This is a genomic window from Microbulbifer sp. MKSA007 (genome assembly GCA_032615215.1).
Classification (GTDB): Bacteria; Pseudomonadota; Gammaproteobacteria; order Pseudomonadales; family Cellvibrionaceae; genus Microbulbifer.
On record CP128433.1, the window covers coordinates 267621 to 281479 of the forward strand.

Genomic DNA, 13859 nt, shown 5'->3' on the forward strand with positions numbered 1-13859 from the left:
CATGTAAAAACAGATTTATTTTCAATCGATCATATCCGGAAAAATTACAGATTTAATTTGGTTACATTGTTTTTTTGAATTAATGGAATTTAATTGTCTTGATTTGATAACTGGTTAGCTTATTTTTATGGCGTATTTTTGGAGTCGTATAGGAAGCGCAACTGTTCAATGATAACCTCAATTTCGTTGTTTACTTAAAAAAATAATAGAGACATTTAAATTTAAGGTTAGGTATATGGATATCAAAAAATTATTACTGGCAAGTTTACTATTAGTGGGTGCATCTATTTCGTTGCCTGCGCTATCTGCTAATCTTGTGTGTCAGCTCAATGTAAAGTCTGGAGGTCAAGTTTTTGGCAATGGCACCTCTAGCTGCACGGGGATAGACTTTAGTTTTGGAAATTCCACCTCTGGTAAATGGACTATTACGAATATAACCAAGTCTATTGATCGAATAAATTGGATAAAAGGTTGTAGTTCAGGCCTCTCATGCAGTGTGACAGTAAGAGCCTATTCAACAAATCAAGGCCAAGCATATATTCACTATGTTGATGGCAGTATTGAGTATGTGAGTGCTGATATGTGGTATGAAACAGGTCATTAACCTGTGGTATTTGGCGCCGAATTTAATTCGGCGTCAAATATAATATATGTATTGCGGTATGCCTGCTGGACTTAAAGTATAAATGCGCCATATTGAAGTTTAATAATTATCCTCAGTGTCTTCACCCTAATGCTGTTTGTTCCGCATCCTAATGACTCTTAAATTAGGTTGGCAGATTTACTCATCACTGACATATTCTTCTGCTAGTTAATTAAATTATGCATGGCAAAATGGACCATCTTTGGCTTTTATTAAAGCCATGGAATACAAGGACTATTACAAAATACTCGGCCTGGATCGGAGTGCGGATCAGGCACAGATTAAGCGTGCCTATCGAAAATTAGCACGTAAATATCATCCGGATGTCAGCAAAGAGGAGGGCGCCGAAGAACACTTTAAGGAAGTAAATGAGGCCTATGAAGTATTGAAGGACCCAGAGAAGCGAGCTGCTTACGATCAGCTCGGCAGTGGTTTTCAGTCTGGCCAGGATTTCCGACCACCCCCAATTGGGACCAGGGTTTTGAGTTTCACGGTGGTGGATATACCGAAGCTGATCCTGAAGCTTTTAGTGACTTCTTTGAAAGCTTGTTTGGCCGCGGCGGGTTTCGTCAGGCTTATGGGCAAGGGCAGCGCCGCTCTTACAGTGCCCAGGGTGAAAATACCTATGCCCGCATCACAGTAGATCTCGAAGATAGTTATCGTGGCGGTACACGCCAAGTAACCTTAAAGCACTCGGTATTGGGTGCAGATGGGCGACCGCAACTGCGTGAGCGCACTCTTAATATAAAAATTCCCAAGGGGATCACTGAAGGGCAACAGATTCGCTTGGCTGGACAGGGTGAGCCTGGCATTGGAGAAGGTAAGCCTGGTGATCTCTACCTGGAAATTGCTTTCAACTCTCATCCCCTTTTCCATACAGAAGGTAAAACGGTTTACCTGGATTTGCCTTTGGCTCCCTGGGAGATAACGCTTGGAGCCAAGGTTCAGGTACCCACTCCCGATGGTCCCATTAAAGTGACCATTCCAGCAAACAGCACCAATGGTAAAAAACTGCGCCTCAAGGGCCGCGGTATCCCGGCAAAGCAGCCGGGGGATATGTATATAGTGATGCAAACTGTTACGCCGCCAGCCACTACTGATAATGAACGCGAGGCATACCGTCAGTTTGGCGACGCATTCAACTTCAATCCCCGCCAGTCCATGGGAGGATAATTGTGATGCCTAAAAAGGTTGAGCAGCTTAGCGGTGTTCTCCTGGATGAAGAGAGTGAGTTAACTTTGAGTGAACTGTGTCGGGCTTGTGGTGTACCGGCGGAGCGCATTATTGCCTTGGTTGAGGAGGGAATTATTGAGCCGCGTAGCAGGGAAGTGCAGTGGCGCTTTAGCGGAATTTGTGTGCGCCGTGTGCGCCGGGTTTACAGCCTGGAGCGAGATCTGGGGGTAAATCTTGCCGGCGCTGCATTAGCGATAGAGCTGCTGGAAGAAATAGAGCGTCTTCAGGCGCATCTGGCACGGCTGGAGAAAGGTCGAAAACGCTAAGGTTATCTATTGTCTTGATTTTAGATATGGGCCAATCAGCTCGATCTTCTCAATCCAAATAGCTCCGCTATATCCTTCGGGTAGAAAACTGAGCTCTTCCAGTGTGTAAATACCGGGCAAGCCCCGCTTGCCATTTTTATGGTCCACTGCCATCACCAAGCTATTGGCTTTGGCCACTCGTTCAGAGTAGCGATTGGGCCAGCCCCACAAAGCCCATCGCCAGGTATTGGGTGCAACAACAATACTGTTCCGGCAAGACTCGGGAAAGTAGCCACTCCAACCGAACAGTGCATATTGCAAAGCACATTGTTTGGCGCTTGTCTTGCTGAAGGCCAATGCATTTGGCCGCAGCTGCCGTATCCTTTTAATTGGGCGATCGCCGCCGTAGATCATAAGCCGGGAATTAATAGGCAATTGGTGTAGCCGAAGATAGTTATCCAATCGGTCTGCTTCTGTCGGATCATTACTCTTAATATTGATCAGAAACTGCTTGCTGGGAAAGTGCAGTAAGACTTCTTTTAAAGTGGGAAGTAAGCCCACCCCTTGGCCACGAAAGGGAAATGTCTTGCCGCCATCAAAGGTATAGCCGTAACCAATATCCAGCTTCTTTAAGTCCTTTATGGACTGTTCCCGGGTCACACCTGTTCCATCCGTGCGGCAGTCTATGGTCCAGTCGTGAAATACTGCGAAGTCGCCATCAATGGTGGGATGGACGTCGATTTCGACAATGTCCGCGCCATGGGAAAAGGCAGCTTCCATAGAGGGAATCGTGTTTTCCAGGTAGTGGTGTTGCGGGGTATGGATACGGACGGCGGTGCACTCGTCACGGGCTAAATTATCCCGGTTGTAAGTTTGGTAGACACCGCGATGGGCAATCAGGATCGGTTTTCCTTGCTGGGCTGTCGCCAGCCAAGAGGCATTGGGAAGGTAAATTGCACCGAGTCCAAATAGGGCCGTTAGCGCGACGGTTTTGCCAATGGTGCTTCTCTTCATCAAGCTGCTCAGCACTTTTCCTTGGAAAGTACTTGCAGATATTAGTCAGTTTTTGGGAAGAGAAATGGGCGCAGAGGTGGTGAATTACGGTGAATTCAGGCGGTAACTATGGGGTGGTGCGGCACCACCCCAAATATTATCAGAGTGCAGCTTTGGTAATGGTTCCCACTAGGTAGCCGGTATATACGAGGTATGCCATAAGCAGCGCGGAGCCTTCCCAGCGATTGATCCGGCCCTGGCCTTTGAAGCCGTAGGCAAAAATAAACAGGGCGATTGTGAGGCCCAGAACCATCGGCCAGTCCCGGGATAGCACCTCGTGGGGTACGTTGTTCATGGGAGCAATGGTGCCAGCAATGCCAACCACCGCCAGAAGATTGAACATATTGGAGCCGACAACGTTACCGATGGCGATATCGTGCTCACCTTTTCGTGCGGCCACTAAGGTTGCGGCCAGTTCCGGCAGTGAGGTTCCCAGGGCAACAATAGTCAGGCCTATTACCAGGTCACTAACCCCCAAAGATTCAGCAATGGTGACTGCTCCCCATACGAGAATTCGGGAGCTGACAATCAATAGCACCAGTCCCGCTACCAACCAAAATATGGCAGTTCCGAGTGGCATAGGGTTGTCTTCCAGCTCAGTTTCTACTTCTCCCTCAAGCTGGTCACCTTTATTGCGCATGGCAGAAAAGATACTCCAGCCGATCAAGGCGAAGAAACCGAATAACAGAACAATGCCCTCCCAGCGCTCCAAGCGGTCATTCCACAGGAAGGCACCACTGAGCAGGGTGATTGCCAGCAGCAGTGGCAGCTCTTTACGCACAATCTTTGAGTGGACCGAGAGGGGGATCAGTAGGGCACTGAAGCCGAGAATCAGACCGGTATTGGCAATATTGGAGCCATAGGCATTACCCAGGGCCAGGCCTGGGTTGCCGTTTAATGCGGCAATGGCTGAGACCACCATCTCAGGGGCAGAAGTGCCAAAGCCGACGATCACCATACCAATTAATAATGTGGGCATGCCGCAATGTTTGGCCGTGGCGGCAGCTCCATCCACAAAGCGGTCGGCACTCCAGACTAGCACAATAAAGCCGGCAATGATGGCAGCAGCGGCGAGAAGCATAGGGGGTCCTCAATAAATACATTCCTGTCGGGGCTTTTTACCCGACAAACGGGGGCCGATTGTACCGGCTCTGGCAAATACAAAAAGGTATTCAGCTATCTGGATGGGCTGTCAGGGGCAAATTAACGTAAATGTCCCGTCAGTCAGATGGTTTCGCTGCCAGTGTGGGCTACAGTCAATGCATGGCCCGGTAAATCTGCAGGGTGACAATGGGATGGCGCGCCTAATCGCAAAATCCCTGAGCTGGTGGAGATGTCGGGTAAATCTACGCGGGTCGCACAAAGCAATGCGCGGCAGATTCCGCGATATCCATGTCACCGGCCGCTAAGCCGGGTATTTAGGAGGCCTTAATGAGACTCAAAGCTTCAATTGGGATACTGGCCGCAGCGATGGTATTGACCCTATCTGCCTGCGAACAGCGCAAGAAAGATGAAGGTATGGAAGGCGGTAAGGGAATGGGTACCGCTGAAACTGGTTGCTGCCAGCATGCCGAAAATGCCTGTGCCGGAGATGTGAGCAAATCCCAGTGCGACCAGATGACCGGCAAGTTTCACAAGGATCATATGTGTCGTACCGATACCGGAAAATGCACGCGTAAATAAGGTCGGCTGTGCACGGGTGTGGCGCAGCCAATGTGTCGCACCCGGCTCCCGATTACTCTTCCGATCCTGTCCAAGGACCCGTTGCCAGCTGGTTATTCTCCCAGGCGCTAGCTTTGGAGGCTGGTGACTAAAAATACTCTTTTAGTACTCATTTGTTAGCTGATCCAGAGTTTCTTGACATTAGTTACATCTGCAACTAACTTCGTTTGCGCTTTAAATCCACAATCCGCAGCCCGGCTTTGAAGTGCTGCGATGATAAGAAATGGAGGACCGCATGGCCGACTTATTTGAAAACCCGATGGGACTTAACGGCTTCGAATTCGTAGAGTTTACAGCGCCGGAAAAAGGCATCCTTGAAACCGTTTTTACCGCCATGGGCTTTGAGAAAATCGCCCGTCATCGCTCCAAGGCAGTGGAGTTGTGGCGCCAGGGTGATATCAACTTCATCACTAACTACGAGCCCAACAGCCACGCCTATTACTACGCCCAAGAGCACGGTCCCTCCGCTTGTGGCCTTGCCTTCCGCGTAAAAGATGCCAAGTTCGCCTACGAAGAGGCCCTGCGTAAAGGTGCACAGCCTGTTCATGTGAATACTGGCCCGATGGAACTGCACCTGCCGGCAATCAAAGGTATTGGCGGTGCGACCCTGTACATGATTGACCGCTACGAAGATGGTGAGTCCATCTACGATATCGACTTTATCTGGGAAGAGGGCGTAGAGCGCCGCCCCGAAGGTTGTGGTTTCCACACCCTGGATCACCTTACCCACAACGTGTATCGCGGCCGTATGGATTACTGGGCCAAGTATTACGAAGACCTGTTCAACTTCCGCGAGATTCGTTACTTCGATATCAAAGGCGAATACACCGGCCTGCTGTCCAAGGCGATGACTGCACCGGATGGCAAGATCCGTATTCCGCTGAACGAAGAAGCAGCTGGTGGCGGCGGCCAGATCGAAGAGTTCCTGATGAAGTACAACGGCGAAGGTATCCAGCATATCGCCTTTGCTTGTGATGACTTAATTGCCTGTTGGGATCGCCTGAAAGAGCGCGGCATGGAGTTTATGACCCCGCCGCCGGACACCTACTACGAAATGCTGGAAGAGCGCCTGCCTGGGCACGGTGAACCTACTGAAGAATTCCAGAGCCGTGGCATCCTGCTGGATGGCACCACTGAGGGCGGCCAACCACGCCTGCTGCTACAGATTTTCTCCGCTAATATGCTCGGCCCGGTATTCTTTGAGTTTATCCAGCGCAAGGAAGATGAAGGGTTTGGTGAGGGTAACTTTAAGGCCCTGTTCGAATCCATTGAGCGCGACCAGCTCAAGCGTGGCGTCATTAAAGAAAAGGAATAATAACGGAGGCTTCAATGGGCATTAAGCGCATTCACCACGTGGCGTATCGCTGTAGGGACGCCAAGGAGACAGTGGAATTCTACCGCGATCTTCTCGGCATGGACTTCCAGCTGGCCATTGCCGAAAACGAGGTACCCTCAACCGGTGAGCCGGACCCTTACATGCACGTCTTTATGGATGCGGGTATGGGGAATGTGCTTGCCTTCTTCGAAATCCCCAACTCCCCGGAGATGGGGCGCGATGAGAACACACCCAAATGGGTGCAGCATATCGCTTTCGAAGTAGAGTCCATGGAAGAAATGCTTGAGACCAAAGCGCGACTGGAAGCGGCCGGAGTCGACGTACTCGGCCCTACCAATCACACTATCTTCCAGTCGATCTACTTCTTCGACCCCAACGGCCATCGTATCGAGCTGGCCGCCAATACCGCCAAGCCCGGAATGCATAAAGAGCTGAAGCGGGTTGCTGAGGATATGTTGGAAGAGTGGTCACGTACTAAAAAAGCCCCAAGGCACGCCGCCTGGATGCATGGGGAAGAAGAATTTGTGGAAAAAACTGAAGGGGAGGCACAGTGAAGTTAGCCAGCCTTAAATCCGGCCGCGATGGCCAATTGGTTGTTGTTAGCGACGATCTTACCCGTATGGTGCCAGCTGGGGATATTGCCCCCACCATGCAGAGTGCGTTGGACAATTGGGTATCTGTCAGCAGCGAGTTGGAGAAGTTACACGAGCGCCTGCAAAATGGTGAGATTCAAGGGGAAGCCTTTGACCAAACTCTGTGTGCTTCGCCTTTACCGCGCGCATATCACTGGGCCGACGGTAGTGCTTACGTGAATCATGTTGAGCTGGTGCGCAAAGCCCGCGGTGCTGAGGTGCCGGAGAGCTTCTACAGCGATCCGCTCATGTATCAAGGTGGTTCCGATACCTTCCTGGATCCACGCGAGCCGGTAAAGATGCCGCAAAGCAATGGCTTTGGCATCGACTTCGAGGCAGAAATTGCCGTGATCACCGACGATGTTCCTATGGGGGTGTCCGCTGAGGATGCACTGTCCCATATCAAGTTGGTAATGTTGGTCAACGATGTATCCCTGCGCGGATTGATACCTGCGGAACTGGCCAAAGGATTTGGTTTCTACCAGTCCAAACCCTCTAGTGCTTTCTCCCCTGTTTGCGTAACCCCTGAACAGCTGGGTGAAAACTGGAGCGAGGGTAAATTGCATCTGCCACTGGTTTCCCATCTGAATGGTGAGAAGTTTGGCGAGCCCAATGCCGGTGTGGATATGACCTTCCACTTCGGGCAACTGGTCGCCCACGCGGCCAGAACTCGTCCACTTTGCGCAGGCACCATTATTGGCTCTGGAACGGTGTCCAATAAGTTGGATGGCGGCCCCGGTAAGCCTGTAGCAGAAGGTGGTGTTGGTTACAGTTGTATTGCCGAGATTCGCATGATTGAGACCATCCAGAATGGCTCTGCAAGCACGCCATTTATGGACTTTGGAAATACCATTTCCATCGAAATGCTCGATGATCAAGGGCAATCTATCTTTGGACGTATTGAGCAGACTGTAGAGCAGGTTTAACACCGCTTAGCCAAACCTCGACCGGATTTCATCCCCTGGAGTTAACGACCTAGGGACAGAATTTGGTCGAGGCATCTTACCTACCACTTTGCTGTTGAATCATTCCTGCCTAAATTTTTCACAACTAACTTATAGTGCTGTATTGAGTGGCTAAAAGTGTGCTGGCAACGAGACCGGCACAGACGTTGTTGCTTAGTTTTTTATGCAATTTATTGCATAGCTTTTTACTTGCACACCTACTCTAGCAGTTTGCTGTTACAAGCCACCTTTTTAAACTGATGAGTTTTGTAAAAGTGTACTTTCTATAAATTGCTATGCGTCCTATTTGAGATTAAGAATGATAAATATTTATAAGTAAAAATATCTTCTTATCTTTATTTTGTCTTCGCAGTTGGAAACGGATAAATATTGTTTGTTGCCAGATTATTTTCGGCTAATAGATTTCAACAAAGTAGGATTCAGGCAAGATTAACGCTAGATAAAAAAATAGTGCCAGAGTCGATTTAAAAAGCGCTTTTATACTCTGTTGGCCCTGGAACTTTTCTGGTTCAATGCCCGCCCAATTCACAGGCGCTACAAATTTTCAGTTTTTAAAAAAGGATTTGTGCAGCGTTTTTATCTCATAAAATGAGGGATCGAATATGCCTATTTGGGTCGATAAAACCGTTCTCGCTGTAACTGGAACACGCGTAAACCCCGTACAACAATCTGTAGCCAATCATCGGGGTCAACTGACATACAACTTCAGCCAGTGTAAAGATCCGGTAAAAGCACAAATCACTATTCATGAAGATACTTCCGGTGGTGTTTGTGAAGCGCTTTCCGCTTTTTGGATCAAGCATCACTCTGATGGCGGGAGCTTGTGGGATTGGTTAATGCCGGCGGGCGCACTGGATGAACAACACTTATTTCATGTAATGACCCTGCAACAAGCGGGCACTCAGGACAACCAAGACAGAACTACAGAAGCCTGGCTGAGCACACAAAACATCTTCCCCACCAGCCAAAATGTATTTGGTGGCGCTTTCCCGAATGGCCGGGGAGGAAATACTATTCGAGGCATTCACAATCCTCGTAGAGCGCAAGGGCAGAGTGGCGTTTTCTCTCCCAATGCTTTGGCCAGGGAGATTATTTTGGATCAAACTGGCGGTGCTGGTTGCTATAAGAAGATAGGCCTTGATGGCACTTTCGCTGGTCATGCAATGGCTGCCTGGGTTGCGCAGGACATTACTTTCTTTGACCCCAACTTTGGTGAATTCTGGTTTGAATCCAGAAATTCCTTCTTTAATTGGTTTACCCAATCATTTTGGCATAACTCTATGTATTCAGTAGGGCTAAGCGGTGGCTATGAAGTTCGCTCTTACGCTCGCCGCACATAAATTGGCAGTAGCTGTTTTTAGTGGTTAGCAATCCACTACCAATTTTTTCCTCTTAGCCCTCCCCCATGGGCGCTCGGCAGCCGGGTTCACCCGGCTGCCTTTTTTAGTTGTCACCACTTCTACCTATTTCACTTCTTATCATTGACTCATTTTCAAGTCGCAATTATCTGGAGGTAATAAGCTCTATCTCTGGAAAGATAAAACCAATTGTCGCCAACTACAAAAAAACATTTCCATTTAGATAGTTTCCATGTCATAGGTCAATTTTTTGCACCAAAAATAGTACCAGAGTCGAATTAAAGGGCCCGTGTAATCTGACTGGCAAGCGTAGTTGGGTCTGTTCTAACATGGAATTAATAGGAAATAGTCATGATATTTCTACCCATAAAAAATAGTGCCAGAGTCAAATAAATACTTGCGCCTCAATCTATTTCGAGTTGCTATCTATGGCCTGATAAAAGAGTGCCAGAGTCGATTTTAAAAAAAAATGGACATCTATCTGCCCTGTAAATTTTCTGTTTCAATCTAATGCATATACCGGAAAGCACTTCTCAGAAGCAGTTAACTAATCGCTGAATAAGTGTTTCTACATTGTGAATATAGGGGAGATGGACATGCCGATTTGGTTTGATAAAACAGTACTTGCACTTACCGGGACAAGGGTTGGTCCTGTTCAGCGATCTGTGGCCCAGCACGGTGGCACACTTCAATATAATTTCAGTCAATGTTTGGATCCGGTGAAGGCACAGATCACCATACACCAGGATACTGCTGGCGGAGTCTGTGAATCCCTGAGTGCCCACTGGATCAAATTTCACGCAGAGGATGGAAGCCTTTGGAATTGGCTCTTCCCCAATAATACATTGAGTGAGCAGCATCTTTTCCATGTGATGACCTTGCACCAGATTGGTGGAAATGCACCAAACCAGGATCAGGTCTCAGAGACGTGGCTGCAATCTCACAATATTCTGCCTCTTCAGAATAATGGCGGTGTGGGTATTGCTGGGCCAAATGGTCAGCGCCAAATTCACGTGGTCACAGGCCCTCGGTTAGATCGTGGGCAAACTACTATGCGCAACTCTGCAGCGCTTGCTGATGAAATTATTAGGGAGCCGACGAGAAGCGCTGGCTCTTACAAGAAAATCGGTATTTCAGGTAAGGTGGGGGCCCACGCCATGGCAGCTTGGGTTGCGGAAGATGTGTTGTTTTTCGACCCAAATTTTGGAGAATTCTGGTTCCCAACCAAGAACGCATTCCGCAACTGGTTTGTAAACTCTTTCTGGAATACATCTATGTATGCCATTGGTCTGAGTGGGAGCTATGACGTGCGCTGTTATGCGCATGCCACCTGAGTCGCAAGCCAGCTGATTGACCGCTTGGTGGAGGAAATTATACTCCTCCACCCTGCTTGTGGCGGTATGTCTATTCCGCTGAGTCACTATTATCCATCCTTCGTGTATAGTGCTGGTACAAGCTTGCCACGCCTACTCTGTAGGGTAACTAAAAGAGCAAGCTCTGTTGTTCTTTTTAGATACCAACAGCACTACGGAGCCAAGGGTGAAATTCAAGAGATCACTTACCTACTACCTCACGTCCTTAACAGGACCGCTTATTGCCACTAGCCTATTGATGCCCTCAGCCTGGGCAGCAACTGCTACAGAAGAGCTTCAAAGTGTTCTTAACGATCACTGGCAATACACGCTGAGGGAAGACCCGATTACTGCCGGGCGAGTTGGCGTTTCCGATTACAATCGAGAACTGCCCGGGGTAACTGCAGAGGATCGTCAACGTCGTATAGAGGCTGAGCAGGCCTTTATCCGGCGCCTTGAGGCTATCGATCAAAGTAAGTTAAGTGCTTCAGACCGCGTCAATAGTGAGCTTCTCTCTTGGGTTCTTGCCAGCTCAGTTGAGGAAGAGGAACTGTTTCTCGACCGAATTCCCCTAAACACCTTCTCAAGTTTTTACGCAAGTGCGCTTGAGGCAAATAGTGGTTTGGCGATGAGGGATATCGCCGATTACGAGGACTATATTGCCCGTATCGGTGAATTTGGTCGCTATTTCGATGAGAACATTGCCAATATGCGCGAAGGTATTCGCTCTGGCTTTGTGTTGCCCAAAATCGTTGTAGAAGGTATTGCGCCAACGGTACGCGCTCAAGTATATAAAGATCCCAGTAAAAGCAGCTTGTATAAGCCTTTTGCTGAGATGCCGCAAACCATCGCGCCCGATGAGCAGAAGCGTCTGCGAGAGCAGGGTTTAGCTGTGATTAAGCAAGTAGCTATTCCCGCATTTGGACGAGTAGCGGATTTCCTTGAGGGCGACTACCTGAAGGCGGCCACAAAGACTTTGGGTGCTGAACAGATGCCTGGTGGTAGCGACTACTATCGCCACAACATCCGCTACTACGTGACCCTGGATCTGGACCCTGCGGAGATTCATCGCACGGGCCTCGCCGAAGTGAAGAGAATCCGTGCGGAAATGAAAGCCCTGATCAAGGAGTCAGGCTTTAAGGGCAGCTTTACAGAATTCACCCAATTCCTGCGCACAGCCCCCAGTTTTACGCTAAAACGCCGGAACAGCTGCTCAAGGAAACGGCCTATATATCCAAGCGGATTGACTATGTATTGCCGGAGTTCTTTAATTTATTGCCGCGTACTCCCTATGGCGTGGTACCAGTTCCCAGTGAAATAGCACCTAACTACACTACGGCCTCCTATAATCCAGCCGCCATTGGCGGTACTCGCGGTGGTGCCTACTGGTTGAATACTCACGGGCTGGACCAGCGTCCCTTGTATGAGCTACCTGCTCTTACCTTGCATGAAGCAGTACCGGGGCATCATTTACAAAATGCTCTCTCGCAAGAGCTTGAGAATGTACCGGACTTTCGTCGCAACCTTTATCTGAGTGCTTATGGAGAAGGTTGGGCCCTTTATTCAGAGCGACTGGGTAAAGAGATGGGACTGTACACCACTCCCTATGAGCACTTTGGGCGACTCAGCTATGAAATGTGGCGTGCCGCACGCCTTGTAATTGATACTGGCATTCATTCTCAGGGGTGGTCACGACAGCAGGCATTAAACTTTCTTTCCAATAATACATCCCTCTCTCCGGCTAATGTACGTGCAGAAGTAGATCGCTATATATCCTGGCCGGGTCAGGCGCTATCTTACAAGATGGGGGAAATTAAAATTCGACAGCTGCGAGCTCTTGCGGAAAAAGAGCTTGGCGATAAGTTTGATTTGCGATCATTTCACGATGCACTGCTAAGTAATGGTGCTTTGCCTCTTTCGATGCTGGAAGAGCGGATGCAGCGCTTTATTGAAGAGCAGAAGTCTGCCTAAGCCTACCCTGAATCCCATTCACAATCTGCGGGTGGGATTCAATCTTGTCAAGATGTCCTCTGTCGTAAGCAAAACTTTCTTTTAGATAGCTGAAAACACAAGCTCCTTTAGTGGCGTAAAATGCAATATTTTTGTCTCATATTCGGAGTGGAGGTTGTGTAGGCAATAAAGGTCTAATAATCACACAATAAGCATTCTTTTTAGATTAAATACCTGGTTATTCTTTTCTTTACATTTTTACGAGAGGTAAAATGAATATCTTTAAGTGCGTGATTTTTTTAGGCTTGTCACTGATAAGCCTTACGGCTTTTTCCTCAGCGAAAGTAACCGATAATATAACAATTGATTTTGAGAGTGCTGATAGATTAGTTGATATTTTATCTGGAGACAAAGTATCTGATGATCAATTAGATCAGCTAATGAGTTTGCAGGGGATACGAGCAACGATCCATCAAACCTCAAGATTTGACAATAAAGCCAATGCAGAGTCATTTCGGTCTAGTTTGATCGATGTTGTTGAAGGTAATCCAGTTAAAAATGATCCCTTTAGGTTTCAACAGTTAAATGAACGGTTGTCCGAAGTTGAAGATATACTCAAGATAATAAAGCGCAATCCTCAGCAATACTTAAACAGTGTAAAGAGGGGCGTTGGTGATTATTCTCCTAAAGATATTTTCTTTGATACTAATATTTTTATAGTAGTTGGGGGAACTTCTGACGGTTGGGCCCATGATGATAACTTTTATATTGCGCTGCAGTATTTTAAAGGCGATTATGAAGGTTTACTGACACTTTCAACACATGAGTTATATCACGTTGCGCAGTCAAATTTTTATGGGAAGGAAAAAAATCCAGACTCTAATTGTGAGAAAATCTTAAATCAAACCCGCCTGGAGGGGATAGCCTCTATTGTGGGTTCTCCATTAAGTGTTACAGACGGAAAAGAGTACACAGAATGGTTTAAGAAAAAATTTAAAAGAAATTTACAGCGAATAGATAGTAACTTTGTTTTATTTGAAACAGTGCTTTTTCGTGCATGCCGTGACTCAAGTTTAGACTTCAACAAAATCTATCATTTGGGTTTTTCTGCAGTATGGGATAGCCCGTTGTATTTTGTAGGTTTCTATATCGGCAATAGAATCGAAGAGTTAAAGGGTAGGGATTATCTGATTTCACTTTTGCAGGAATCACCTTCAGCTATGTTTAAAGCTTATATCAAGCTTTATAAGGATGAGAAAAATAAAGATTTAATAAAATTTGATAAGCCGATTGAAGACATTATTCTTGCCATATAGCACCTAATCAAAACTCTAAGAATTGGTTCTGGTAAATCTAGGCGCCTTGAGTAG

At 47.6% G+C, this 13859-nt stretch carries 13 protein-coding genes and 1 pseudogene; 12 read left to right on the top strand and 2 right to left on the bottom strand.

Features of this window, described 5'->3' with window-relative positions; translation table 11 throughout:
- The first annotated feature begins 235 nt into the window (after positions 1 to 235).
- The 4 genes from QT397_03865 to QT397_03880 all read left to right on the top strand — a co-directional run bounded on the left by QT397_03865 (position 236) and on the right by QT397_03880 (position 2142).
- Positions 236 to 604, top strand: a complete 369-nt coding sequence (locus QT397_03865; GenBank protein WNZ56512.1) for a hypothetical protein — start codon at positions 236 to 238, stop codon at positions 602 to 604.
- Positions 605 to 845: 241 nt separating this feature from the next.
- Positions 846 to 1286 carry a DnaJ domain-containing protein gene (locus tag QT397_03870; GenBank protein ID WNZ56513.1) on the top strand — a complete coding sequence of 147 codons (441 nt, stop codon included), beginning with the start codon at positions 846 to 848 and terminating at the stop codon, positions 1284 to 1286.
- Positions 1190 to 1816: a DnaJ C-terminal domain-containing protein gene (locus tag QT397_03875; GenBank protein ID WNZ56514.1), complete on the top strand. Its 627-nt coding sequence runs from the start codon at positions 1190 to 1192 to the stop codon at positions 1814 to 1816. The genes QT397_03870 and QT397_03875 overlap by 97 nt, the downstream gene beginning before the upstream one ends.
- Before the next feature lie 5 nt (positions 1817 to 1821).
- Positions 1822 to 2142 (top strand): chaperone modulator CbpM, encoded by a 321-nt coding sequence (locus QT397_03880; protein WNZ58615.1) that lies wholly within the window; start codon positions 1822 to 1824, stop codon positions 2140 to 2142.
- A gap of 6 nt (positions 2143 to 2148) precedes the next feature.
- On the opposite strand, the gene QT397_03885 is transcribed toward QT397_03880, so the two are convergent.
- Positions 2149 to 3135, bottom strand: a complete 987-nt coding sequence (locus QT397_03885) for a glycerophosphodiester phosphodiesterase family protein (protein WNZ56515.1) — start codon at positions 3133 to 3135, stop codon at positions 2149 to 2151.
- A gap of 139 nt (positions 3136 to 3274) precedes the next feature.
- Positions 3275 to 4255 (bottom strand): calcium/sodium antiporter, encoded by a 981-nt coding sequence (locus QT397_03890; protein WNZ56516.1) that lies wholly within the window; start codon positions 4253 to 4255, stop codon positions 3275 to 3277.
- 350 nt (positions 4256 to 4605) lie between these two features.
- Here QT397_03890 and QT397_03895 point away from each other — a divergent pair, with 350 nt between their 5' ends.
- The 8 genes and pseudogenes from QT397_03895 to QT397_03930 all read left to right on the top strand — a co-directional run bounded on the left by QT397_03895 (position 4606) and on the right by QT397_03930 (position 13805).
- Positions 4606 to 4857, top strand: coding sequence for a hypothetical protein (locus QT397_03895; protein ID WNZ56517.1), 252 nt, complete (start codon positions 4606 to 4608; stop codon positions 4855 to 4857).
- Between the two features lie 274 nt (positions 4858 to 5131).
- On the top strand, positions 5132 to 6211 hold the full coding sequence (hppD, locus tag QT397_03900; GenBank protein WNZ56518.1) for a 4-hydroxyphenylpyruvate dioxygenase: 1080 nt from the start codon (positions 5132 to 5134) through the stop codon (positions 6209 to 6211).
- A gap of 14 nt (positions 6212 to 6225) precedes the next feature.
- Positions 6226 to 6786, top strand: a complete 561-nt coding sequence (locus QT397_03905) for a VOC family protein (GenBank protein WNZ56519.1) — start codon at positions 6226 to 6228, stop codon at positions 6784 to 6786.
- Positions 6783 to 7790, top strand: coding sequence for a fumarylacetoacetate hydrolase family protein (locus QT397_03910; GenBank protein WNZ56520.1), 1008 nt, complete (start codon positions 6783 to 6785; stop codon positions 7788 to 7790). The genes QT397_03905 and QT397_03910 overlap by 4 nt, the downstream gene beginning before the upstream one ends.
- A gap of 641 nt (positions 7791 to 8431) precedes the next feature.
- Positions 8432 to 9169 carry a YopT-type cysteine protease domain-containing protein gene (locus tag QT397_03915; protein ID WNZ56521.1) on the top strand — a complete coding sequence of 246 codons (738 nt, stop codon included), beginning with the start codon at positions 8432 to 8434 and terminating at the stop codon, positions 9167 to 9169.
- Between the two features lie 614 nt (positions 9170 to 9783).
- On the top strand, positions 9784 to 10521 hold the full coding sequence (locus QT397_03920; protein WNZ56522.1) for a YopT-type cysteine protease domain-containing protein: 738 nt from the start codon (positions 9784 to 9786) through the stop codon (positions 10519 to 10521).
- 277 nt (positions 10522 to 10798) lie between these two features.
- Positions 10799 to 12510, top strand: a pseudogene (locus tag QT397_03925) (DUF885 domain-containing protein).
- A gap of 251 nt (positions 12511 to 12761) precedes the next feature.
- Positions 12762 to 13805: a hypothetical protein gene (locus tag QT397_03930; GenBank protein ID WNZ56523.1), complete on the top strand. Its 1044-nt coding sequence runs from the start codon at positions 12762 to 12764 to the stop codon at positions 13803 to 13805.
- Positions 13806 to 13859: the final 54 nt, after the last annotated feature.

Coding starts and splice junctions, on each gene's coding strand:
- QT397_03895 (WNZ56517.1), top strand. CDS start 4,606: ATGAGACTCAAAGCTTCAATTGGGATACTGGCCGCAGCGATGGTATTG.
- QT397_03880 (WNZ58615.1), top strand. CDS start 1,822: ATGCCTAAAAAGGTTGAGCAGCTTAGCGGTGTTCTCCTGGATGAAGAG.
- QT397_03885 (WNZ56515.1), bottom strand. CDS start 3,135: ATGAAGAGAAGCACCATTGGCAAAACCGTCGCGCTAACGGCCCTATTT.
- QT397_03915 (WNZ56521.1), top strand. CDS start 8,432: ATGCCTATTTGGGTCGATAAAACCGTTCTCGCTGTAACTGGAACACGC.
- QT397_03930 (WNZ56523.1), top strand. CDS start 12,762: ATGAATATCTTTAAGTGCGTGATTTTTTTAGGCTTGTCACTGATAAGC.
- QT397_03905 (WNZ56519.1), top strand. CDS start 6,226: ATGGGCATTAAGCGCATTCACCACGTGGCGTATCGCTGTAGGGACGCC.
- QT397_03865 (WNZ56512.1), top strand. CDS start 236: ATGGATATCAAAAAATTATTACTGGCAAGTTTACTATTAGTGGGTGCA.
- hppD (WNZ56518.1), top strand. CDS start 5,132: ATGGCCGACTTATTTGAAAACCCGATGGGACTTAACGGCTTCGAATTC.
- QT397_03920 (WNZ56522.1), top strand. CDS start 9,784: ATGCCGATTTGGTTTGATAAAACAGTACTTGCACTTACCGGGACAAGG.
- QT397_03890 (WNZ56516.1), bottom strand. CDS start 4,255: ATGCTTCTCGCCGCTGCTGCCATCATTGCCGGCTTTATTGTGCTAGTC.